At 45.7% G+C, this 24,193-nt stretch carries 25 protein-coding genes; 8 read left to right on the top strand and 17 right to left on the bottom strand.

What is annotated here, in order from left to right; all coding sequences use genetic code 11:
* Positions 1–4: 4 nt before the first annotated feature.
* Both ACN0YN_RS26310 and ACN0YN_RS26315 read right to left on the bottom strand, forming a co-directional pair.
* Positions 5–793 (bottom strand): YifB family Mg chelatase-like AAA ATPase, encoded by a 789-nt coding sequence (locus ACN0YN_RS26310; protein ID WP_417388008.1) that lies wholly within the window; start codon positions 791–793, stop codon positions 5–7.
* Positions 794–902: 109 nt separating this feature from the next.
* Positions 903–1,595 (bottom strand): carbonic anhydrase family protein, encoded by a 693-nt coding sequence (locus ACN0YN_RS26315; RefSeq protein ID WP_145193051.1) that lies wholly within the window; start codon positions 1,593–1,595, stop codon positions 903–905.
* Between the two features lie 154 nt (positions 1,596–1,749).
* On the opposite strand from ACN0YN_RS26315, the gene ACN0YN_RS26320 reads away from it, so the two are divergent.
* The 4 genes from ACN0YN_RS26320 to ACN0YN_RS26335 all read left to right on the top strand — a co-directional run bounded on the left by ACN0YN_RS26320 (position 1,750) and on the right by ACN0YN_RS26335 (position 6,386).
* Positions 1,750–2,358 (top strand): hypothetical protein, encoded by a 609-nt coding sequence (locus ACN0YN_RS26320; RefSeq protein WP_145193048.1) that lies wholly within the window; start codon positions 1,750–1,752, stop codon positions 2,356–2,358.
* A 447-nt stretch (positions 2,359–2,805) separates the two neighbouring features.
* Positions 2,806–4,110: a DUF4339 domain-containing protein gene (locus ACN0YN_RS26325; RefSeq protein ID WP_197996882.1), complete on the top strand. Its 1,305-nt coding sequence runs from the start codon at positions 2,806–2,808 to the stop codon at positions 4,108–4,110.
* Between the two features lie 56 nt (positions 4,111–4,166).
* On the top strand, positions 4,167–4,721 hold the full coding sequence (locus ACN0YN_RS26330; RefSeq protein WP_145193044.1) for a hypothetical protein: 555 nt from the start codon (positions 4,167–4,169) through the stop codon (positions 4,719–4,721).
* Positions 4,722–4,787: 66 nt separating this feature from the next.
* The gene (locus tag ACN0YN_RS26335; RefSeq protein ID WP_145193042.1) at positions 4,788–6,386 is read left to right on the top strand and encodes a hypothetical protein; all 1,599 of its coding nucleotides are present in this window, start codon (positions 4,788–4,790) and stop codon (positions 6,384–6,386) included.
* Positions 6,387–6,399: 13 nt separating this feature from the next.
* Here ACN0YN_RS26335 and ACN0YN_RS26340 read toward each other — a convergent pair whose 3' ends face one another.
* On the bottom strand, positions 6,400–7,020 hold the full coding sequence (locus tag ACN0YN_RS26340) for a HEAT repeat domain-containing protein (protein ID WP_145193040.1): 621 nt from the start codon (positions 7,018–7,020) through the stop codon (positions 6,400–6,402).
* A gap of 184 nt (positions 7,021–7,204) precedes the next feature.
* Between ACN0YN_RS26340 and ACN0YN_RS26345 the strand changes: the two genes are divergently transcribed.
* A complete protein-coding gene (locus ACN0YN_RS26345) occupies positions 7,205–9,523 on the top strand; it encodes a protein kinase domain-containing protein (RefSeq protein ID WP_145193038.1) in 2,319 nt (772 codons plus the stop codon).
* 288 nt (positions 9,524–9,811) lie between these two features.
* On the opposite strand, the gene ACN0YN_RS26350 is transcribed toward ACN0YN_RS26345, so the two are convergent.
* The 4 genes from ACN0YN_RS26350 to ACN0YN_RS26365 all read right to left on the bottom strand — a co-directional run bounded on the left by ACN0YN_RS26350 (position 9,812) and on the right by ACN0YN_RS26365 (position 11,622).
* Positions 9,812–10,090, bottom strand: coding sequence for a hypothetical protein (locus ACN0YN_RS26350; RefSeq protein WP_417388033.1), 279 nt, complete (start codon positions 10,088–10,090; stop codon positions 9,812–9,814).
* Positions 10,039–10,713: a recombinase family protein gene (locus ACN0YN_RS26355; protein WP_197996881.1), complete on the bottom strand. Its 675-nt coding sequence runs from the start codon at positions 10,711–10,713 to the stop codon at positions 10,039–10,041. Before ACN0YN_RS26355 ends, ACN0YN_RS26350 begins: the two co-directional genes overlap by 52 nt.
* A 163-nt stretch (positions 10,714–10,876) precedes the next feature.
* Entirely contained in the window at positions 10,877–11,122 is a 246-nt protein-coding gene (locus ACN0YN_RS26360; RefSeq protein ID WP_145193034.1) for a hypothetical protein, read from the bottom strand.
* Positions 11,123–11,187: 65 nt separating this feature from the next.
* A complete protein-coding gene (locus tag ACN0YN_RS26365) occupies positions 11,188–11,622 on the bottom strand; it encodes a hypothetical protein (RefSeq protein ID WP_145193032.1) in 435 nt (144 codons plus the stop codon).
* A gap of 171 nt (positions 11,623–11,793) precedes the next feature.
* Here ACN0YN_RS26365 and ACN0YN_RS26370 point away from each other — a divergent pair, with 171 nt between their 5' ends.
* Positions 11,794–12,204 (top strand): hypothetical protein, encoded by a 411-nt coding sequence (locus ACN0YN_RS26370; RefSeq protein WP_145193030.1) that lies wholly within the window; start codon positions 11,794–11,796, stop codon positions 12,202–12,204.
* Positions 12,205–12,277: 73 nt separating this feature from the next.
* Here the strand turns inward: ACN0YN_RS26370 and ACN0YN_RS26375 are convergent, their stop codons facing one another.
* The 10 genes from ACN0YN_RS26375 to ACN0YN_RS26420 form a co-directional block, all read right to left on the bottom strand.
* Entirely contained in the window at positions 12,278–12,592 is a 315-nt protein-coding gene (locus ACN0YN_RS26375) for a hypothetical protein (RefSeq protein WP_145193027.1), read from the bottom strand.
* Between the two features lie 50 nt (positions 12,593–12,642).
* Positions 12,643–12,858, bottom strand: coding sequence for a hypothetical protein (locus tag ACN0YN_RS26380; protein WP_145193025.1), 216 nt, complete (start codon positions 12,856–12,858; stop codon positions 12,643–12,645).
* Between the two features lie 63 nt (positions 12,859–12,921).
* Positions 12,922–13,320: a hypothetical protein gene (locus ACN0YN_RS26385; protein WP_145193024.1), complete on the bottom strand. Its 399-nt coding sequence runs from the start codon at positions 13,318–13,320 to the stop codon at positions 12,922–12,924.
* A 53-nt stretch (positions 13,321–13,373) separates the two neighbouring features.
* Entirely contained in the window at positions 13,374–14,315 is a 942-nt protein-coding gene (locus ACN0YN_RS26390; protein ID WP_145193022.1) for a hypothetical protein, read from the bottom strand.
* Positions 14,316–14,374: 59 nt separating this feature from the next.
* Positions 14,375–14,782, bottom strand: a complete 408-nt coding sequence (locus ACN0YN_RS26395; RefSeq protein ID WP_145193020.1) for a hypothetical protein — start codon at positions 14,780–14,782, stop codon at positions 14,375–14,377.
* Between the two features lie 283 nt (positions 14,783–15,065).
* Positions 15,066–15,956, bottom strand: a complete 891-nt coding sequence (locus ACN0YN_RS26400) for an ArdC family protein (RefSeq protein WP_145193018.1) — start codon at positions 15,954–15,956, stop codon at positions 15,066–15,068.
* 583 nt (positions 15,957–16,539) lie between these two features.
* Positions 16,540–16,998, bottom strand: coding sequence for a hypothetical protein (locus ACN0YN_RS26405; RefSeq protein WP_145193016.1), 459 nt, complete (start codon positions 16,996–16,998; stop codon positions 16,540–16,542).
* A gap of 94 nt (positions 16,999–17,092) precedes the next feature.
* Positions 17,093–17,308, bottom strand: a complete 216-nt coding sequence (locus tag ACN0YN_RS26410; protein WP_145193014.1) for an ArdC-like ssDNA-binding domain-containing protein — start codon at positions 17,306–17,308, stop codon at positions 17,093–17,095.
* Between the two features lie 519 nt (positions 17,309–17,827).
* Positions 17,828–18,226, bottom strand: coding sequence for a hypothetical protein (locus tag ACN0YN_RS26415; protein ID WP_145193012.1), 399 nt, complete (start codon positions 18,224–18,226; stop codon positions 17,828–17,830).
* Positions 18,227–18,307: 81 nt separating this feature from the next.
* On the bottom strand, positions 18,308–18,634 hold the full coding sequence (locus ACN0YN_RS26420) for a bleomycin resistance protein (protein ID WP_145193010.1): 327 nt from the start codon (positions 18,632–18,634) through the stop codon (positions 18,308–18,310).
* Positions 18,635–19,117: 483 nt separating this feature from the next.
* Between ACN0YN_RS26420 and ACN0YN_RS26425 the strand changes: the two genes are divergently transcribed.
* Both ACN0YN_RS26425 and ACN0YN_RS26430 read left to right on the top strand, forming a co-directional pair.
* Positions 19,118–19,279, top strand: coding sequence for a hypothetical protein (locus ACN0YN_RS26425; protein WP_197996880.1), 162 nt, complete (start codon positions 19,118–19,120; stop codon positions 19,277–19,279).
* A gap of 204 nt (positions 19,280–19,483) precedes the next feature.
* A complete protein-coding gene (locus tag ACN0YN_RS26430; protein WP_145193007.1) occupies positions 19,484–23,962 on the top strand; it encodes a hypothetical protein in 4,479 nt (1,492 codons plus the stop codon).
* Positions 23,963–24,193 lie beyond the last annotated feature (231 nt).

Raw genomic sequence — 24,193 nt, forward strand, 5'->3', positions numbered from 1 at the left:
GACATCAGGACCAGAACTGGCGATCCAGTGTACGGTAATTGATGGCTTCGCTGATATGAGCTGCTGTGATCTGATCAGAGTGATCCAGATCGGCAATCGTCCGGCTGATACGTAATATTTTGTCATGCGCCCGGGCAGAGAGTCCCATTTCCTCCATCGCGGTTTTGAGCAGTCCCTCTGCATCAGCAGCCAGTTGACTGTATTTTCTTAACTGTCGTGGCGTCATGCGACCATTATGAGATGTGGATTCATTTGCGAACCGCCGTGCCTGAATTTCACGGGCATCCAATACCTGTTCGCGCATGGTCGCACTGTTGGTTCCCGCTGACTGATTGGAGAGTTCCCGAAACGGAACAGGGGGTACTTCAATATGAATATCAATTCGATCCAGCAGAGGGCCACTGATCTTGGAGAGATAACGTTCAATCTGCATCGGATTACAGGAACACTTCCGCCGCGGATCAGACAGATAACCGCAGGGACAGGGATTCATCGCAGAGATTAACATGACATTCGCCGGGAAAGTCACACTGCCGATCGCCCGCGAGATCGTCACTTCTCCCCCTTCTAAGGGCTGTCGCAGGACTTCCAGTGTCCGCCGATTGAACTCGGGTAACTCGTCCAGAAACAGTAGCCCGTTATGTGCCAGGCTGATTTCACCGGGTGCAGGCGTCGATCCCCCACCCACAAGCCCTGCCTCACTGATGGTGCCAAATAGTTCATTCCTAATCGATGAGTCATTTGAGGGAGCAGATTTGTTAAAAGTGGGCTGAAAGCCCTGTGCATCCAACAATCACCCTATCTCCTGCGATACTTCCACAATACTGTTCTCGGTGCCGTTGTCATCAACTTCTCACCTTCACGGTGACAACGGCACACTGTCCAGCCAAAAGCAGGTTCTATTACTCAAAGTTTCGTAGTATGAACCTTCTATAAATCTCCTGCGGTTTACGGGCGGTATCTTGAGCAGACTGTTTTAAGTCGGCTACGTCTTCAGGATTCACTTCGACGAGTTCGGTAAAAACGACCCAACTCACGATCTCAGGATTTGACGTGCTATCCTTATGAGGCGTCGTAAGTGATCCTTCGTATCTGAAGAATCGACTGCAATCAGAGGGCAGAAATTCACAAGGATTGATGCTAGCCTGCGGTGGAGGATCATCACCCCTAGAGTCTTTAGATATGCTTTCGGGGTTAGCCTTGAAATAATCGTTCAAGATACGAATTGATTTCGACGTTTTGCTCGCCGCATTTTCTTTGAAGAACACTCCCAGCACCAAGTAACGCTGCTCTCCCGTTTCGGGAATCTTTACGGGAAGCGGGTGGACGAAGTGGATTTCGAAATCAAAATCTTGTCCGTCCACCAGATGTTCGCTCCGTGAATGAATGTGGATACGTTCCAGACATGCCGACATGCCTTCGAAGCGAGTTTCTGGCGGATCATCAAAATAGAAATCATGATCAAAGTGACCAGAGAGCGGCTCGTTGGGGTACTTGATTTCAAGGTATTCTGCTGGAAGCTGCACTCGGATCGTCGATGCTTGAATGAGATTGATGGGTGATTGTTGGGGCATGTAAGAGGATTCACTCGTCATCTATCTTCTCCTTGACTGCAATTCTGGAAATTATTCCTCGCCGTAAGGATTTACATAAAAGCCCTCAAGCGAACCAACTTCATCTGGATAATAAGGACACCGGCAACTCCAACAAAGTTTACCGCTCTATTAACTCTATTAAAAGGAGATCAAAATGCTGGTTGCCAGACTGTTCCTCATCTCGCCGCTGTGGGTGGCGTACTTCTTCCATGAAACTCACATGGGACCGATGCACGAGCAAATGCGATTCTCCACGCTCTTGATGATATCAGTGGTCGCCTTCCTCGTTCTGGCTTGGAAAGACTGCGGACGTGCTCCTCGGTCGGCAATCTCGATTATCATGCGAAATATGGCATTGACCTATTGCGTGGTTTGGTCTTTCTTACTCTTATTTGGGGCTGGTTATTTTTTTTGGTACATGATTTCACACGCCACGCTCTGGGTCATATTATTCTGGCAATGGGTTGCTCATACCATCGCCCACCATTTAATTTACCCCTATGCGGACCCGAACTACTGCGCCTTACGCAAAGCAGGATGGCATCCGTTTTGGGACACAACTATTTACAATCACGACAGCGAATTGATCAAGGATGGTGGATTTGAGGAGCCGATATACGAAGGCTTTGTGCCGCCTGCTCACTGGCGGTTTCAGTGCCCTGTATGTGGCGCAAGGCAACAAACCAATTTCGGCGTGTGTTGGAATTGCAACTACGGAGAGGACGGAGACGAATCAGCCTACTACGAACGTTGGGGAAATTGACTCGAAACTGTAAACTCTAATTGACTCAAAAACCAATACCATCCCATATTTTCATTCAATAACTGTGGATGGCGCTGGTTCCTCACTGTATATTGATACACGGATGCTTCGACAGTCTGCCGAAGCTATTAAAAGAAAACTAAAGGAGAATTATTTAACGGCCTGTAATGGCCAAACTGACAATTTAATGACGTGTAACGTCAGATACTGCTTCTCCACAAATCGCCAACCTGAGTCAAAAGACTCTTGAACAATCGAAGCAGCACTCGGACGGATGTTCCTTGAAATGGGAGCACCGGCTTTGTGTTGTTCGATTGTGCGCCTTGGCGGGCGTGTGGAGAGCGACCTCGGTTCGGTGCTCTCTTTTTTTATGCGCTGATGGCTGGGGCTAAAGGACACCGGCAAGACGACAAAACAAGTTCGTCGCACAAATTCTGGGAGAGCACAATGCCGCAAGAATGGTACTACACGAAAGACGGTGAAAGGCAAGGCCCAATCACATCCAAGCAGTTGAAACACCTTGCCAATGTTGGTGAACTTCAGCCAACCGATTTGGTGTGGACAGAAGGAAAAAACGAGTGGAAGCCTGCGAGTATTGTAAAGGGATTGTTCCCTACGAAGCCAGATTCGCCAACGCCACCACCGGTCCCCGGCTCAACGAATACGGCCAAAATGGATACGGCACCTGCTCTTTGGAATCCAACTGCCATTCGATTATGGAGTTTGCTTTTTACGTGGGGCTTTGGTGGATTTTTGATGGCTCAAAATTGGAAGTCATTGGGAGAGCATGAAAAATCAAAGAAATCGATGATATGGTTTTATTCAATATTTGGATTCATCTTTCTTGGGCTGATTACACCTGATGATGATTTCACGCTGAAAATATTTCGTTTTGTAGGACTTGGAGTTCTTGCAGCATGGTCAATATTTTCGGCACAGCCTCAAATAAATTATATCAAAGAGCGTTTTGGAAATGACTATCAAAGACGTTCTTGGGGCAAGCCCATTGGCTTTGCGTCGGCGTGTTTATGCTTTCTGCTTGTGTTTGCCGTGCTCCCTACGTTGCTTGGTACACCGGCAGAAATTCTCACAGTCCGATATGGAAAACTCGACGCTTATCCGGGCATCAGCCTTGGGAATGCCATCGACGAGTTTCTATCTGACCCCGAATGGTCGGTTAGCGAAAGTGAAGACGGCAATCACTTCGTCAATATCACTGGAGGAATGACGTATCAGGCGAAGCCCGTGAAAGCATTGCTCCAGTTTCTTGTCGTTGATGATCGCTTTGAATTTACCGCTCTTGAGTTTAACGGAATTGTTCAGAATGAAATTATGAGAGTAAGTCTGATGGAAAAGATGATGAGTGATTTCATTGATTCGGCGGGATCGGATATAGGTAGCGTGGTGCCACAAGAGACGGCATCGCAAGTAACGACATTGAGCGATTCAGAGATATTGGACTTCATTGATAACACAAAGAAGTATAAAGGCAAGGTCATTAGAACGATACTGACGATGCCTAGTGGTTTTCTCCGATCAGGTGGATCGATTGCGTTCTATGCTTTTGTCGGGACCAATAAGCTTGACGTGATGATTAACGTTGCGCCGTCTTCTGTAGATTCTTTGGCAGAGTTCAATTCCCTCGACGATCTTCCAAATGCAGATCTATTTTCCAAACTTGAAGTCACATTTCTGTGTGAAGAGGGTTCCTTGAATTACGGAAATCGAGCGATCCGAATTGAAAGACCATAATGAAATCGATACGGATACCAATAAAAACATCAGCGTAATTTAGCAAAGGGAAAGCCGTGAGCACATGTAGCTATTGTGGGCGTTATTTTGATTATCCAACAGACCATTTCCCTACCAGCCATATCGATGCTTTTGCTGGCACTTATTGTAGCCTTCAATGCAAGAGTCAGGGAGAGGGGCATCAACAGAATGAAAAGAAAGAGAACGCCGAAGTATTTTTCATGATTGTAGCCGGAGTAATCTCTTTAATTGCATTTGTACTTCCTCTGATCATCAAGGGAAGCTCGATGTTATTCTCTTGGATTCAAGTTCAATTATCGGGAACTCAATCAAATTCATTTATTACACCGCAGACTCAAGAAACAGACGATTTAGAGATCATTATAGTTGATGAGAGTGAACCAGTATCGTCTCCATCAACAACACCTCCCCATTCTCAACCAAGAAAGAATCGTCCGAAACAACTTCCTCCTGCTCTGCCAAAATCATTTTCTTCAACGAAGCATAAATCAAAAACTAGCCCTCCACCAATTCCAAAAACGATTCGATCAAAAGGAGAACCGCCACCACTTCCAATGAATATAAGTCAAAAAAAACCTCGATCACAATGAACCGTCGCTCATTAGGCCACCGGCAAGGAATCGGAAATAAGTCTAGGCCCAAGAAAGAAAAATGAAATGATGACAATTCATAAAAATAAGATCTTGCTTCTTCTGATTTTCCTTCCACTTTCCATATCCGAGGCAGTAGAGCCTACTGTGACCGTAGGAGATCGCCAAATTGTCTTTCCAGCCGGTTATAGAGGACTGAACTACTTTCCCGATGAGCCAATTAGCGTGATCAAGAAAAATCCATTTCAGTACCTCATGGTTGCTGGCAATTCAACATATTTGATGCAAGGTAGTACCTTGGACAATGCTATTCCAATCAAGAAGGTTCTCGTCCCCGGCACAAAAACAGAATTTGACAACGGTTATACCGGAATTACTTCCACTGTGTATGACAATAAAGGGAAGCGACTTCTTGCCTTCTATCACGCCGAAGATCATGTCGGCATGCCCAAGGTCTCCTACAACAAAGATATACAGGGAGCTTATTGGTCAATCGGAATGGCAGTGTTGAATGCCGACAGCAACGTCTTTATGAAGTCAGGCCAGATACTGATCCCAAGTGTTAAGAAACCCGATGTTACTCATGATCACCAAGGAATTGGGGATGTTTGTGTCATTACCGACTCATCCAACACATATTTATATGCCTATTTCACAGATTTGACTCGAAAACAGGGCAGCAAACCTGCAAAAATTGGCATGGCTAGGAGCAAGATTGCAGCCGGTGGCAGGCCCGGAAGCTGGTATAAATTCCACAACGGCGGATTTACTGAAAAGGGACGTGGTGGAATGGAAAGCCCAGTGGTGTTCCCCCCTGCCTCATTTCCTTGCGATGTCTACGCCCCCCACGTGACGTACATTCGGGAGTTGAATAAGTATGTGATGGTCTGCAATGTCATGGTCTATTCGGACCAAGAGAAACAGCTAGCCGAAAAGGGGGGAATTTACTTCTGCTTCTCTGATGATGGAATCAACTGGACAGAACCTAAATCATTGGTGACAGGCCATCCGGTTCCTTATCAGGGAAGAAAATATGTGGGACATCCCCATCTGCTGATCACCCGAGCGACTGCCAATCAAGCATCTGGCTGTCTGTTATACGCTTACACGCCACGATGGGGAACCAGAGCACCGAACCAGCCGCACCATCTGGCCAAGCGACCCATTACGATCACTTTGGACAAAGAGAAAATCACAGCATCGACAACTTCCAAACCACTCGTGGACCTTGAATCGCTTCGAAATATTGTAAAGTCGGAGAAGGTAAACGCCAAAGGCGAAATTATCAATCTGGACCTGACGGGGGTTTCAATTACCGAATCCCATCTCGCTGCCATTGGAACACTTCAGTCCTTGCAATCATTGAACCTATACAAGACGAACCTGACGGATGACGGACTCAAAGCTCTTGCCAAGCCCTCGAATCTGTCTTATCTGGCCATTGGGCGCACACGAATTACGAGTGATGGCTTACGCCATCTCACGGGACTCAAAAAAATTAAGGGTCTCCGCATTAACGGCAATAAAGACATCGGGGACAGTGGAGTACCTCACTTGACAGACATGAAGAAATTGACGGTACTCCAGATCAATAACACGTCCATATCCGAAGCGGGCATCCAGAAGCTGAAACGAGCACTTCCCAATTGCAAGATAATTCACTGAAGCTCGTTTAGTTTCAAATCGTCACATGAGTTATGTCGTTGTCCGTAATATCCAGAATCGCATCTGCTGCGACACTGCGAACAGACGAGTTTTCATCGTCCAGCATTCGCTCCAATGCAGGCACAACATCTCTTTCCAATTCTCCGAGTTGTCCGAGCAGCCAAGCCGTCTGGCAACGAATTCCTATATCGTCAGATTCCAAAGCCTTTAGCAGAACCGATAAGAGTTCTTTAGATCTTGTGGGATCAATCATCAAAATGTGCCCCGCTGCCGACACATGACTGAACTCGTCATCGCTTCCAATCCACTTCTCCAGAATTGGAACGGCATCAATCGCCTTTGCACCGAATGACGCCACAGGTGTGAGGGCGGCGATTTTTACAGTTCTGTGATCGTCTTCGAGTGCCTCGATCATAGCTGGAAGTGCAGGTTCGGTATTTTGGTCGATGTGTTCAAGTATTTTTAGAGCGAGAATGCGAAGGTCGGGGTCAGGATCGTTGAGAGATTTGGTAAGAGCGGGGACTATCTCGTCACCGAAAGGCTGAAGTGCTTGCTCGGCGTCGAATACCCGGTCGGGATCAGTCCGATGGGCGAAAGTGCGAAGAAGTTCGATTATGTTGTGGTTTTTATTCATGTAGGTATTTATGCTTGGAAATGCAACATATTCTCTGACCGGTGCTTAAAACGACTGACACCGTTCTTTTATCAGACTGGTTGGATACGGAGAATGGCTATAATTTCTTGTATTGAATACTGTTTGTGGTTACAGTACTTAGCCTATTTGAATACCTTCTAAATTCTCTAGTTGGCCAGAGTTTATGTCGCTTAGTCTGGAACAATTTGTATCTCAGCTTGAGGAAAGCGGTGTTATCTCCGCTGTGGATATCGCTGTCTTTCAAAAGTCGCAATCTCCTGCTGCGGAGTCTGCCGAAGACTTGGGGAAACTGCTGGTCAAACACAAAAAAGTCACCAAGCTTCAAGCACAGTTCGTTTATCAGGGCAAAGGAAAACAACTGCTGCTGGGGAACTATCTCATTCTGGATAAAATCGGTGCGGGTGGGATGGGTGATGTCTATCTGGCTGAACACCGTCGTATGGAAAGGCGGGTGGCTCTCAAAACTCTGCCAGCTGCGATGACCAAAGATACACAATCGATCCAACGCTTCCACCGTGAGGTCAAAGCAGCCGCAAAGCTGACCCATCCAAATATCGTGACTGCCCATGATGCCGATGAAGCCAATGGTGTCCATTACTTTGTGATGGAGTATGTGGAAGGCATTGATCTGTCAGCCGTTGTGAAAAAACAGGGTGTGCTTAAGGTTGATGTTGCCGTCGATTATATTCTGCAAGCGGCAAAGGGTTTGGAATATGCCCATGAAGAAGGAGTGATTCATCGAGACATTAAACCCGCCAATTTGTTGCTGGACAAAAAAGGCACTATCAAAATACTGGACATGGGGCTGGCACGGATCGAAGACGAAGCCCACGAAATTCCAGCCACACAGCTAACACAAGATGGCTCAGTGATGGGCACCGTCGATTACATGGCTCCCGAACAGGCCAAGGACACGCACACAGCCGATGCCCGTTCCGACATATACAGCTTGGGGTGTTCGCTGTATTACCTGCTCACAGGCGAATCGGTTTACCGAGGCAGTACCATGGTCAATCGGATCATGGCACACCAGAATGATCCTATTCCTTCACTGACAGGCAAACACATCCTCATTTCTCAAGATATCGATGCCGTGTTTCAGAAGATGGTTGCCAAGAAGCCTGAAGACCGATTTCAATCGATGAGTGAAGTCATCGTCGCAATTGAAAATTGTATTCAGATGAAGTCTTCCTCGACTGTTTCGACAGAACCGTCAGATTCAGAGTTACACAAGTTTCTGCAATCACAAAAGGTCGCATCCAGTCCGACAATTGTCATGTCTGCGGATGTCATGACGGCAGAAAAACCGTTGACCGATACTCAAAATGAGAGCCTCACTTCTGGTTTTTTGAACAACACACTGGGCGGCACCAGCTATCAACCGTTATCAAAGCGAAAGCAGTCCATCGGAAAACGGGGTGGAATTATTGCGGGCGTGGTGCTGGCTTCGCTCGTTTTAATAGCTGGAATCATCTTCAAAATAGACACCCCCTCAGGGACCATCGTTCTGGAAGTCGACCAGCCCGAATTGGCGGGTGCTGTGGTTTCTGTCGATGAGCAAAAGAAAATCACCATCAAGACGGGTGAAGGTAAAGAACCGATTGAAGTGGTGGCTGATGAAAAGACACATACATTACAAGTGACCAAAGGCGGATTCGAAACATTTACAAAGCAGTTTACGGTGAAAGCGGGTGGCAAAGAGACGATCAAGGTCCGCTTGATGCCGTCGGCAATGACTGAGAAAATACCGCCTTCCAAAGATAGTAACTATGCGTTGGAGTTTGATGGGAAGTCGAGTTACATTGCTGTAGACACGCTGAAGTATGATGGAAACCATCCGTTGACGCTGGAAGCATTTATTATCCCGCAAGCCACGAAATCTAAATGGATGGCTTCCCCGCTTGGGCTGTCGAAAGTACCCCTTAATCTAAACGTCAAATTGGTAGCAGGGAGAGCGAAATTATCAGTATATACGTTACACGCCAAATCCAGAAATCCTGATCAAACCTATTTTCTAACTACAGAATACATACCACTTCAATCAGAAGGATTTCACGTTGCAGTCTGCTTTGATGGAAAGCGATTCAAGCTGTTCCTGAATGGGAAAACATTGAAAGCAACTCTTACGAAAAGAAACGCTGATGATTCATTTTCTGAAACCGACGATGAAATAATGTTAAAAGAATTCTATCCCAGTGAGTCTTTTCACATCGGTTGTCATAGAAAAGGTGGCGGCTTCTTCAAAGGCACCATCGACGAAGTTCGTATTTCCAACATCGCCCGGTACACCGAAGATTTCACCCCTACCAAACGCTTTGAAAACGACAAAAACACAATGGCCTTGTATCACTTTGATGAAGGCAGCGGCGATGTTCTCAAAGACTTATCCGGCAACGGACACGATGGCAAGATTGTTGGTACAAAATGGGTGAAGTTGAATGATGAGTTAAAGGTGATTGAGCCAGCAACAAAAGCCCCGTAGCGTTGAGCAGTATGCAACAAGATACATGATCAAATTTGCTACTTTGAATGGTGTCTGATTTAATTCCAATCTGGAATCTGGTTAATCTGTAGATCATTGGGTTGGCATTTTAGAGTCCCAAAGAAAGCCGCTCTTGAGCCTGTAACAGTCTTCGATGGAACACTACCAGCAGTTTTAGTTTTACAATAGGTATCAAGTAAAGCTCACATTGAGGTGGTTAGAAGAGTTGCTATTCACATTCGCAAAATAGGAATTGAATAACGGAAATCCTGATAAATTAAATCGCTATCAAGTTAACGAGTTTTCAGCGGCGGCGATTTTTTCGAGATTCAATTTGCGCCATTTTTTCAGCGTGCGCAGACGATTTGAAAGTTTCGAGGTTTCTAATAAATGAGGGTGGTGACGTAGTGGTCGTGGGGCGGATACCCCGGTCGAATCTCCCCACTTTTCGAATTGGAGAAACTCGATTTCTTTTTTTGCAACATCGGATTGAAGACCGAAGCTGATCCTGACGATCAACCAACTTCGTACCGCCTCAAGACAGACCGCACCTGCACGTGATTCCATGATCGGCCACGGCGAGTTTCGTATCCGTCGTCGTTGAGGTGTCTGGCAATGGCTCGCAGTGATACGCCTTTGTCTCGAAGTTCCCTCATGATTGGATACAGGTCAGTGTAAGCAGAGTCGGCCTCTCTTCGTGCGGCTTCACCTGCTGCTGTTGCGCCCCTTCTACTCGCATCCGTAGTCAGGTTACGACATTCAGGTCTGGACGCTCCAAGCTTACCACCACGAGCTTTGTAAGCTTTGAGCGCAGCCTTGGTACGCTCGCTGATCCGATGGGCTTCGTCCTGTGCAACAGCCGCCAAGATGTGAATGGTCAGATCGTTGGCACTTGGCTGATCACAGGCAAGGAACTTGACGCCTGCCTCCATGAGACCACTCAAGAAGTGGACGTTGCGAGCCAGCCGGTCGAGCTTGGCGATGACGAGTGTGGCTTTGGATCGACGGGCATGAGAAACTGCCTTCGCCAACTCTGGTCGTTCGGACCACTTGCCTGTCTCGACCTCGATATACGACTTGAGGACTTGTGCCCCATGGGCGTTGGCGAACTGACTGACTGTGGCTTCTTGCCCTTCGAGTCCAAGTCCAGACTTGGCCTGCTTTGTCGTGGATACTCGGTAGTAAGGCACGAGTTTCAATGGATTTCTCCCAATATCACGGGGTGGTAAGAAGCCTTCAACGAACGGTCAAGGCTTCTTACCACTGGTTTTATGATGAATATGGCCTTCTTCAATACTTGCCGGTGTCCGAAAGGTGAAGCTCCCATCCTTGAGAGCCCCACCATCCACGGACCTATTCCGGGGAAAATCCGAAATAATAGCGAGGGCTCGCTTGGAACATCACACTCCCCCGCACGTTGTCACATCGACGACGAACACCGACAAACGGTGCCATGAAGCCCGTGACTTCAAATTGCTCCTGAAGCTCGGTCGTGTCCCACACTTCGCCGTGCTTGGCTTCAAGATATTCCCGACTTCCTTCAATAGCATTGATCTGTGTCACCATCTCACGGCGAGTTGTTTCTGTTGGATCAGACATTTTTGTTCCTTTAGTTGAGTGTGTTGTTGTTTCCACAGTTGTTTTGCCGGTGTCCTACTTGCTGATCACTGGCATTTTGCTGCACTCCGCTGCCGACGTTTCTCTGCTGCACGCTGATGATGTAGGACGACCTGCTCCCGCCACTCTTCGTTGCCGCCGTACTGCTCAATAGGAACCATGCGGATATATTTGATAGGACAACTGAAGAAGTAAGGACCACTGGACTCTTCCATGTCCTTATAGCCCCATCCAAAATCTCGCTGGTATCTCAGTAAGTCGCACTGAATCCAGCGTTGTTTGGGACTGGATTCAGTACCTTCTTTGTTGAAAGTGCGTTCCCAGACACTCCAAAGGACTCCTGAAAAACTGGCCCCTCGATAGCAATGAGCAAGACAGGTGCTTGTAATGACGAGGCCGTCAGGATTCGTCCGCTCCCACCCCTCGGTTCTTTCCTCGATCAAGCCTCGACGTGTGCTGCCATTTCTGAAAAGCCATCCCATGTGTTTCTCCTGTGAAGAGTTGTGTTGATTTACAACTGGCTTCCCGGTGTCCTGTTTTGGGGTAATCAGTATTCTTCAGCCCTTTCATTGCATTCGACTTCTGCGGTCAAGTAGAATCGTCCACGCCAGATCCCATTACTTGTACAAAAGTCTTTCCAAGCGGATGTCAACATGACTCAGATCGACCCGAAGATTGCCGACTGGCAACAAAACAAACACGTCGTTGGCATGATCGAATTCTCAGCATCCGCATCTGCAGCGGATTGCTTCCCATACTACGCTCTTCCCGCCGAAGCGACGTTTATCGGACTGGCCGAGGCGGATGCACTATGCCTGATGAACGATGGAACGCTTCAGGTGTACGATCACGAAGTTGAGAATCGGGTATTATGCCCAGTTGCCCAAAACCAAACAGTTTTCATCTCTGCGCTCAAAGTGCTCGAAGCGCACTTTGGAAAGTGTGTTGCAGACGAGTCGTATGATGAAGATGAGTCTGCGGCTGTGGCTGTGCGACAGCAGTGTGGTGAGATTGCTGGCGGCGACGACTACGCTGAGTTCTTCTCGATGATGGTGGGGGCGTAGACTATCAAAACAGGAATACAGTGCTGTTTTGATGGTCAACACTTCGTGAATTGCCGGTGTCCAAAATGGGCAATTAGTATTCTTCCGGCAGGAGTAGCGTGGTTGCTGATCGATGGCCGTTACCATCTTCGGCTTCTGTGATGATCCAAATCTTGACGCCTTTCGAAGTCTTGTAAGCCGACAAGATCCTGCTCCCGTCCTTCAAAGATTCGGTGTTGAGTTCATGATCTTCGGCACAGAGATCACCCTGCTCAAGCTGCAAATGGCGTTTGAGAAATTCATTCGGTGACTGGCCACTTTGTTCAAGGGCATCCAATGCACCCGGAGTGGCGACTACTGTTCCTAACTTAAATTTTGGACTGGTTGCTTTGCTATTTTGATTTATCATGCTTTTCCTTTCAGATTGAAGTTGTTCGTCTGGTTTCTTTCCCGGTGTCCTTACCAGTCCTCATCAAAACCATAGAACCCGAAATATTCATCTGCTTGCTCGTAATCTTCGAGTTCCTGCTGGGCCAACATTTCGTCCCACGGTTCGTCGAGTTCTGGAAGCTCCGGAAACTCATCGTCGAATTCAATTGCGGCCAGTTCGTCGAGGATATCGCCGTAGCCGCCGTTCAAATGGTCTTCGGTGAATTGATCGTGATAGTTGTCCATTGTGTTGCTCCTGTGATTGAGTGAATTGTTGTTTGACGACTTGCTTGCCGGTGTCCTACTGACTTAATCCCGGTGACAGAACTTGGTCGGCATCATGCCTTCCTTGGGGAGACCAGCACCGAAATACCGGCATGGAAACGGAGTCTCGGTTCCTTCAGTCCCATAGATCATCAGATGGTCGAGGCCGATCACCTGACCTGACGGCCCGTAGTTGCAGGTCTCGGCGTCGTAATCGGCGAGATCGTCATCAGACACAGTTATGTTGTGGCCGTATTTTTCGTTGTCTGCGAGTTCGTCGATGGCGTCCTGCACGGTGTCTGCTTCTACAATCAAAAACAGTGGCCAATAAGATCCCCCGATTTCGAGCAACCACGTCTTGCCAAACCAGTCGCCCGGATTGATTACGGGGATGTCTTTCAGTTCGTGACCGTTGAAAACCGCACATGATTTTACCTCGTTCATTTTTTTGACTCCGTTGTGAGTTGAATTGTTATGACAACTCACTTCCCGGTGTCCTACTCATTATGTTCAGCACGGAGACGCTGGAGACAACGATAAAAACTGGCTCTCGACTTACCCGTAACTTGCCTCCATACCTTCTCCTGCTCTTGCACGCTGTCGGGATGTTTCTGAATTGCGTTTTGCAAGATCCGTAAATCCTTAGTTTTGCTATCGAGTCGCTTTGTAGACGCATCTTTTCTCCCGAGCGTACTCAACTGGCTCTTGATCATGGGTTGCCAATCGATGCCTTCGCCACGTGCATAAAGCAGCTTGCGAAGCGACGGTCCCAGTAACCGCATAGAGAGTTGCCGGTCATCGGAGTTCTCTGCGATGTAGTCGATGACCATGCCACAATCTTCGGGGGTTAGCTGATGGAATCCTTTCTGCGAAACTGATCTCATCAAATCAACCACTTCTTCATTTGTCGCAGAAAGCTCAAAAATGTCGCATCTGGAGAGGACTGCCTTGAAAGCATCATTTTTTTTCGGAATGACGTTGGCGGCGAAAATGAATCTTGCTGTTGTTTCAAAAGAAGAGGGAAGGTCGCTCGGCAACTGGCTCGAACCGTATGTTACGACTCGTGGTGATCCCCAAAGCGCACTTCGCAACAGTCCTAAGTGGGCCATGGAGGAAAAAGCTGAATCTACGTCATCCATGAAGATGACTTCTTCACTCCGATAGCGAAAAAGAATTGAGTAAAATGCTAACGGCGTCACGTGACTATTTATTAAAACTGGTTCGATATTCTCTTGGTCCAAAATTTGGAGAATCGTCCGGCTTTTCCCAAGTCCACCTTGGGCACCAAAAACGAAGAGAGCATGATTGTGTTTGCGAGCCACAAGCCGCACATGATGCGCCAAAAGTTGTTGTCGCTCTTCAAGAGCGGTTATAGGTTTTTCAAACGTGGGATTTTGGAAAAATGGAATCTGGTCGTTGTTGTCATTAGGGTTGTTCATTTTCAAAAGCTCCATTGCGAAGTTGATTGTGTCTTGTTACTTCTCTTACCGGTGTCCTGTTACTCCAACCCCATCGCTTCACGCCCGATGCACTCGCCGTATTCGTTTATCCCTAGCAAGGTAAAAATGCTGGACTGGAGCGACATGGCTGCATCCCTAATTTCGTCAGCATTGTGGCCGTCGGTGTCTCGGAACTCTGTGTCACCCATTCTTCGCAGCAGGACGCATAGAGAGTGCGGTGTGACCGAACAGTGGCCATTATTGAACACGTCCTGTGGTTCACAGACCGCTTCAAGGTGACTGTCAATTCCCTGATTCACGCATTGAGCAATAGCGGCCCATTCGAGAGGGCTACGGATCGTCATTGTGAAAGGGGTGCTGTCGGTGAGTTCTATGGCTCGCAGCACTGTGGAATAATTCACCTGCACAAGCTGTGAATTGCAGATGTTGTTGAGTTGGATTGTCATGTTTATTCTCCATCAGAAGATTGTTTTCGTCTTACGGACTTGCCGGTGTCCTCTTTCACCATTTCGGGAGAGAGAAAGAGACCAAGCGGATCGCTGTTGATGATCGATAGGGACTTCAAGGCTTTACAGTGGCAGTGGAGTACCGTCGCTCGCTGGCCAGACCGAGACAACGGTTCCGTTCTGCTTGCGTGCGTCAAAGCCTAGGCGTCTTCGTAATCACCATCAGTGATCCCACTTGGCTGTCCCGATCAGGACGAATGGCTTGCCGGTGTCCTGTTGTGATTCACACAACCAATGCTGGTTCTTCAACCGGCGACGGGCGGAAGTCCAGTAGGTAGTCAGCGGCTTTTGAGGCGTGCGAAGCTGCCTTAAAAATGAAGCTGGGATCGTTCTCCATCGCTCGGAGCCAACTTTGCACATAACTGGTCACGTCCGAGAGATCATCACTGGCGGGGACGCCAACTTCGCAGCATGTGTAACATGAACCGATTTCTGCTACGAGTTCTTCAAAAGCATAACTCAAGCCAAAACGATTCAGTCGGTGCGATGCTCCGCTCCAATGCACGAGTTCGTGAGTAGCCGTGCTGTAGAATTCATTCATGTCGGGGAACTGATTTCGCATAGGTAATTGGATATGATCTGTGGTAGGCGAGTAGAATGCCCGATTGCCACCGTATCTAATGTCAGCTTCAGTAGCGTCTATTAACTCATCGGCTTCGTCGTGGGAATCTTCCATGTCGGTCGTACTGTCACCGTGACCAATTCGTAGATGATCTAGCCCATCAGTTTGCTCAACATTGAAAACGTGGTACGTTCGTAAAAGTGGTACGGTTTTTTCAGGTTCTTCACCAGCCGTCGTCTTTTGATTCTTGACTGGAATGTTTTTGTAGAACGTGATTGCTGTTCCTTTTTCGCCACGCTTGACATTAGCACCCAGTTGCTGGATCTGCTTGTAGGTGCCCCACCACTTTGATTGAAATCCCTGCCGCATCCGGCTGATTTCCAGCAGGATCGGATTCACTCCCGAGTATCGGTTTGCGCTCACAGCATTTCTTGGTAGTCCAACATTTAGATCATTGCTCCACGGCTGACGCCACGGGAGCGTGTTGCCCGACTTTAAGGCGTCTACGATTTGTTGAGAGATATTTTGGCGAATTTCTTTTGGGCTTGGCATTGCGTCGTTCCTTCACTGTTGAGTGGGTTAGTGTTACGAAGCCGTTGCCGGTGTCCTTTCATTCCAGAGTTTTCTTCTCTTGTGATGAGATGTTGGTGGCAAACCTTTACTTGCCGGTGTCCTATTACAAATGTTGTGCGCAGATTGGTTTTCGCATGAGAATCGAGAAGAGGCCGCTTATCGCAAATTCTCAAATGAGAATCTGAACCGATCTTGGACGGAAATGGGGCTTTAGGCGGGGGCAAATGTAGAGTGAAGATGACTATATTTGTAGTGCCTTACGGCATGACGTACGTGAAGGCGGCGGGGTTCTGGATCAGCAAGCCGGTGATCATGTCCGATCTCAGTGAACATCTCAAGTGGAAGGCCACTGTGGGCAATCGGTCCGAAGGCGGAAGGAATGTTGCAGAAGCATCCTTAATGCCTGAGATGCGAAGCGGTGACGCCTGCGCCTGAGATACACCACAAAGTCGATCTGACTCAGAATTGGTCAAGGCGTCTTGATAAAACTAATGCCGAATGTATTTGCAAGACTTGCCTCTCAAGAGAAGCGATGTGGCGACTACAAGGATATATCTCGCACTTACCACGTCAATTTAATTGTTGCTAGAGTATCCGTCATGGAGCCATATGCTGCTGTCTTCCATTGCTGGTCAAACACAGAGATCTGTATTTCACAATTTGGAATGAGTTGAAATGCACGGAATTGCACTTCGTCTCCAGATACTGCTTTATAAACACTGAAACGTGCTTCGGTTCTCCCATTAGCTGTTATTCCGGCTGTCGCCAATCGGAATGACTTTGGGTAACTTCCTACCAATGTGCCATACCAATCGGAATACATTATAGAAAACCCCGTCATATCACCCAAAGTCATGCAAAAAAATGGTTGAAATATTCTCCGCTTATCTGATTCCGTCGCCTTCGTGTCGATAATCTCTAGGAAAAATCCTACGGGTTTATTCACTTCAATCTTGAAGTCAACGAAGCCCGGTGGAATCTCTCTACTGTCAATTTCGTCTGGTATCAATTCATTCGGCATTGTTCGCTCCCATTAAAGAGTTGTGAATCCTCATATAGATTAACACTTTTAGTTTCATGAGCCCACAAAAATTCAGAAATCGTAGAGGAGTGACTCAAGTCCTTGATACCTGCCAACTCCCTGATCGCTCTCGAATCGCATACTTCCTTGCGCATAAGTCAGTTCGGAGAATGTATTTGTGATAGCGTTTGTCAGCCTGCCGCAGCATGGGGGCAGAAGACCAAGGTTGTTTCCAAGGTGCGATACCTTGTTGTAAAGTTTTGATAATTTCGTTTGTGATTTGCTGGCGAAGTTCTGTTTGGCTTGGCATTGCGTCGTCTTTTGTGAGTGGTTTGGTTACGACGTTTTTGCCGGTGTCCTTTGTGTCGAGGTGGTGGTCTCCTTTAGCGGCGAAGCATTTGCCGAACCTGCGCTTGCCGGTGTCCTATTACAAATGTTGTGCGCAGATTGGTTTTCGCATGTGAATCGAGAAGAGGCCGCTTGTCGCAAACGCTCAAATGAGAATTTGAACTGATTTGCGACGTAGTTTGGGCTTCAAGCGGAGAGAGTGTCGGGAAGAAATGCCTGCGTTTACAGTGTTTTACGACACAGCACAGGTGAAGACGGCGGGGTGAGTCTCATTTTTCACGAGATCCACCAGAACGAATGCGTGGCGTGTAAATGGAGGCAGTTTCTGGTCTCGCCAATACCGGGCATGGCGATGCCTCGGTTCAATATCGCCCCATGAGGTCGGCATCAAGCTGAGCGGCATTCTGCTTTCAATGCTGGAGTATGTCGAAGGTCGAAAGTGCGCCGATCCGAGGGATACCTTCAAACGGTTGATCAGGATTCAGTCGTCCCCGAGCGCATCGTAGCATGCCAATAATTTGCGTCCGACATTTTCAGGCACTCCGAGTGCTTCCACGTCTTCAATGCCGGTGGAGATGGAGAGCAAGGCAGCGAGCAACTTCTTTTCGTCTTCGTCTGGCAACAGTTCATCGCCGAGATATTTTTCGTGGTAGGTGATCCATGCGGCGGCGATGCTGCACCATATGGCGACCTCAACTTCGGGCGAAGCGTCCCGCATGAAGCTGATTTCGAATTGTTCGAGCGACGTGCTGACATAAGAGCCGATTACTTTGTGAACCGCTTCGATTTGTTGGAGCAGATTTGGTGGCAATGATTCGTTACGAATTGGACCGAGACGAAGTTTCTTCGGATCGACTGGTTCTGGATCAGGTATATTCATTCGGCATCTTCATCCAACTTTTTCAAAGCCCACTGAACCGCATTCCTCTCGATTGACGCTTTCTTAAGGAAACGGGAATTCTTATTTTTGCCCTACACGAAGTCGGTTTCCGTCAGGGTCGGTGAGTGATACTTCCCGGCACCATGGCTGCTCTGTGACCGCAACTCCAAACTCTTTGGCGATTGCATCCACGTCGTCCACATAAAAGTAAACGAGGGAATTGGGAGTTGCATCCCCCTTGTGTTCGGATAGATGAAGCAGGATGTCTCCACGCCTCAAGAAAGCGTAGATGGGCAATTTTGGGGCGAATTGATGTTCCCCTTCAAGCTCAAAGCCGAGGCGTTCATACCACTTGGCGGTGGCACGGGCATCAGTCACTCGAAAGATTGGAACCAGTTGCTCAGACATGAAGCTGTCCTCTAAAAAGTCCTTTGTACTACTCTTTCTCGGTTGCAGAAAAACCAGCACTTCTGATGGTGTTTATAATATACCATCTCTCGGAAACTCACAACGGGATGGCGTGGACACGACCGCCCGTTTGCTCTTGGAGTCTACGGTGATTTCAAACGACCAACGAGAATCACTACTGCTGTTCTCAAAGATGGGTTTCTGGCCGGGCCTTGTCTCTCAACTGACGGCTTGACGCTTTACTGCGTCAGTATGAGTAAAGGAGTCGGTCCACAAATTCAATTTATGACCAGAAAGACAAAATCTTCAAACTGGAGTAAGCCGCAGCTTTTGCAACAGACTCCGATTGGCAAGATGAAGTTCCCTTTCATCTCACGAGATGGGCAATATTTATTTTGCACTGGGCGAGATATTTCGAAAGGATCAAACATCATTATTCACTCTGGTAGAGATACAGATGGATGATTTCACTCTGCAAGTGTTTTGAATATCGAAGAGATTACGGAGCGTGGAATATTTCCTCGCTATGTCGAAGCGACGAATGAATTGTTCTTCGCAGGTGAGCCTGAGAACGGAAATGGTGAATTGAAATTAATGGTTCTTAAAAACTTTGATCCTGAGAATGTGATTGGTAAAGTCAAATGACATATTGTTTTGAAGTCATGTATTGTCTGATTTCGTTATCTTAAAACTCAATAATACCAGAACGAGACCTTCAAAATGGAGAATATAATAAATATGCAGTGAAATAGATATTTTGTTCTTGAGAGTGACTGGCCCAAACAACAGAATGTGTGGATGCGTACACACCTTGCAGGCATGTCTACTGTAATAACTTGGGAGGAATAAGTGGCCAAAGACAAGACAGCAAAATCTCCTGAACAATATTTCTTAGATCAAATAAACAATGCCCGGAAAGAAGGTTATGGCTGCGTGCCACTTCTTGGTGCCGGCCTTTCTGCACCATCAGGAATACCCATCATAACAGAACTGCATGGATATCTACAAAAGTGCATTGCAATGGCATTTGGTATAAATCTACCGGGAGTGATTGCATCTTCAAATTCCGGGACTGAAGAAGTTGATATTGCTGCAATTGAAAGTCAGAGGGCGTATAGATGGCTTCCGGGACGAGATGACTGGCCTCCCTTTGTAATACACAAAGGTGATGGAGAAGAGACAGCGAATTGGTCAATGCGAATCAAGGCCGCTTTAGATCGAGCAATTATCCAAGAGAAGCTTATCCTCAAAGATAAGCTTGAAGGAAAAAAATATGCGGAACTTAAAGAATTACAGGAAGGGTACGGAGCAACAGCAGAATGGCGATCTGCACTGATATTTTTATCTCGCTTACGGATTGAAGGTAACCGGTCATATCAACTCACACTTCGAGAGCCAGATTTGGACATTGTAGATACATTTTTTTTACATGTTGTGTCTCAAAAAAAACCAACTCTTGGCCACTATATGTTAGCTTTATTAACAGGCCCACTTCGCATAAGGACTGCTTTAACAACAAACTTTGATGAGCTTGTAGAACTTGCATTTGATCAGACTTTCAATGATTTTACCGTATTTGATGTCCACGTAGAAAGCGGGCTTCCTTCATACCGGGACATGCAGGGGCAAAACAGCTTAGTTAAACTTCACGGGGGCAGATATGGATTAAGAGCAGATTATTCTCTTGACCAGCCACCTACAGATGATGACTTAAGACATTTTTGTTCGTATTTAGCAGATCGACACATCACCTCAGAGGCTTGGAAAGATGTTACTCGCAATCGTAAAAAGTCACAGTCATCAATTCCAGCAGCGAGATATCTTCTCATTGTTGGTAGTTCGATTAGCGATAAACGTATTCTTTCAATGATTTCAATCGCAGCTGAAGTTCTTGAAGGGTTTAAGATCTTCTGGGTTTGTGGACGCAAAAAAACTGTTCCAGAAACTGAAGCACAATTAGCAGAGCTTTTTTCACATTCTACTTCACGCACTAAAACGCCGTCATATGCGGTAATAAACCATCAATACCCGGGGCTATTATTCCTTGAATTATTTCAACGACTAACCAGAGGGTTGCCACCCAGAGGTTGTATATTTCCATCACCTCCGAGGGTGCCGGTTCCACCTGAATTCACATTGCCAATTCCTAAAAACAAAATTCATAGTGAGAAGTTGCAAGAAGCACTACAGAAGGAACTAGAGCGAAGTATTGATAATTGTTTCAGTAACGAACATGAGGGAGAGTTGCTCAGATTTGTTCTTCTGCATGGACAACAAGGCCGTTTTTTTGGGGCAATTTCCGCAGCTTCTGAAGTATTTGCCCAACAAATAGATACTCGTCGACAAGCTGTTTGGATTGACCTTGATGAGATACGTGATTGCAATGCACTTTTTGAAATAATACTACATACTATATCACGGAAGGCCGGTATCAGTGAATGGATACCGGTTCTACTAGATAGTGACTCTTCCGATAGTCGACGAATCGCAAATGCTCAAATAAATGAAATTGCACGACTCACAAATAATCCAAATCGTCAATGGCTCATATTTCTTAATGCACGCAGTGGTGCTGGAAGTGTCAACATAGATAATTCGAAGCTGTCACCAAATGGCTGGCTAGACCAAATCGAGATCAATCATACTTATGCAGAATATACAGCTAATGGCCAAGCATTCTGGCAATTACTATCCAGAGTATGCGGGCATGAATGTAAAAATGTAACAGTAATCCTTCTCTGCTACGATGGTCCATTTTTAGAACTTACAAATCGTATCTCTGAATTCAGTAATGGAAATGACGCAAGTCAACATCATCAGTTAATCCATATTGAACGAATAATAAAAATTGAAAATATAATCAATGACGTTATTCCCAAAAGTGATATTTCGCATCGTGATTTTAAAAGCATAGCTCGAAAAGCAATATTGTGGGCAGACACACCCGGTAAAAAAAGATTTCTATTCTGTTTATGTTTAGTAAATCGAATGAGGTATGCTTCAATTGTATGGTCATGGCCATTTCATGAGACACAACATCCTACAGAAGTATGGAGTAAAATGGCTGATGATTGGTTAGATGACCTAGAAAATGAACATGTAGTAAGACGAAAGAAAGGTGGATTTGTTTGGATTCATTCTGATGTTCGGAATTATCTGCGATATAAACTAATTGAGAAAAATAGTTTTCTGAAAAAAGATTTACCATCGATACATAATGGTTTGTCGGAGTGGTATCACAGATTATTAGCATCGTCTAATGATCCAATGACAGCATTTGAAATTATTTACCATCGAGTAAATGAAGCATTGGCTCGAATTGATAAAGAAAATAAGGTGAGACCAGATCATAAAAAGAACTTGAATTCAATTTTGATTTGTATTGGCGATATTATCAGAGTTTTAGAAATTGCGAGGCCAGCCATTCTTTCGTGGGGATTTTCGAAGGGGATATGTCACGAACTGTATTTATTGCGATATTTTCATTTAACGAAATTGTTAAATTATTTTAAAACATCACAATTTTCCCCTGTCGAAAAAAAACATGCTAGAGAATTGATGCTTGCTATATGGGAACTGTCACTAAAAATGAATCGTGACCTAGCCCGGGAAGTTGGGGAAAACACTATTGCAATAAAGAGACATTATCAACTCAGGATTGCTCAATATGCACGATATCACTCTCCAGATACTTTTGTAGAAACAGTTTCAAGTCTTGAAAAGGAGATGAATAATACAGAGCATGCAAAAAGATCGCTATTTTATTTACGTATCTTATATCCACATGGAAATAATAATGAGAATTACGAAAGATTATCTGAATGGATTTCCTCGTGGAACGAACTTGCTACCTTGGGTATAGCGATTCGCTCATATGCTTTTTCAATACGATGCTTTGAAATAATCTATAGTAGGATAAAATTTCCAACTAAACTATTAGTATCAATTTCTACGCTTTATAAAGATTCAAAAATTAAAATACTGGATGAGTGGATCAACCAGTTCATAAATGGAGATGCAACTAAAGATGATTCATCAACACTTCGATTTTTAGTCAAGACACTCCAAAGAGAACAGCAGCTTGCTCTAGCGCAAGGCCACTTATTTCACATGCTAAGCAGACGCAAAAGAAAAAAGTCTGATCAAAATAAGATGAAAAAAGAAGCGAGGTCTTGTTTTCATCGTGCCTCACGTGCATATGAAATTGCACAAGTTATGCAAAAGTATGTAGGTCTCAGAGGAGTGTCATCTGATAGTTCATTCGAAATATTTACGACTGGTCATTCTCCTAAATGGTACGATGATCGCCAGCGTCTACTTACTCAGGAAGGATTAGCTGTGGCCTTCAAGAGAGATTATCGAAAGGCTCATCGTCGTCTTAATGAAGCAGAAGCAGCCTTGGCACATACCAAACATCCATCTGGATCAATGGAGCAAGCGATTATTGAACTTCATCGGGCCGAGGTTCTAACTCACGAAGCAGTATTTGTATTTCAAGATGAATATTTATTACAAGGGCAAAATAATATTCAACAAAAACCTCCTTTTGAAAAAGCTGAATCATCTGCATTAGGACAATATCGCACGAGTATAATTAGTGAAATAATAAAACAAAAAGTTCCAAATTTTAATAAACTGAGAAAAGAATGTTGCATAAACTCAGTGCCATCTGAAACGTTTCGGAGTTCAATGTTATGTGTAGAAGATGGCTGGCAAACATTGGACAGAGCTAGTGCGATGTTAAAGTCAAATAGGAAGAATGTGTGGTGGACTACATGGTATTATGAAATTCGAATAAAACTTATCGAGGTGAGCATTTATGCAAAGCTAAATACTATTGTGCAGCTCTATTTAAAGAAGGAAATAATACCCTCCGGAAATATGAACTTGCCCTACATCGGACTTGATCAGGCCCCATTTGGCACTCCAACTATTGCAGATCAAATAATTGAAGATGCGGAAAGAGTTATTCGCCTTGATCTATTTCGGTACTTAAGAATCATGGAATCATATGCTAATATATCAATTGCGTATGCATTGTGGCGTAGTTTTACAAATCATACGTCAAAACGTGATGTACCATGGCAACGACAGCTAGAGATGTTTGATTACACTCAAACATCAATGGAAGGTTTAACAACAAGGCTCAATAGACGAACTCAACTAGATAAGCTATGGGCTTCAACAAAATTAGATGAAAATATTTTAGAGTCTATATCCATAATTCAAACTCATGTGAAAAAGATTAATGAACTAGTTTCAGCTACACTACATGACAACACTGGTAGGATCAGTGATTCGATAGATCCAAAAATTAAACTAAGCTAAACTTCTTCAGTTGCCTATCGTTTAAAAGAGGCTATTCCAATTGCCGCTATTTATAACCTCGCCCTTCTCAAAAACTTTTCAAGATAATTTCACCATGAGCATCCCGCCAGAAAATCCAATTTTTGCAACCAACTTTGCATAGACGATTCCTCGTCACGAGCAGGTTATATATAAACCATAGGGGGCTTAGTCCATTTTGAGCCCCCTATGGGGGTAACTTTTCAACATAAA

Origin of the sequence: Gimesia sp. (assembly GCF_048260065.1) — a bacterium.
Classification (GTDB): Bacteria; Planctomycetota; Planctomycetia; order Planctomycetales; family Planctomycetaceae; genus Gimesia.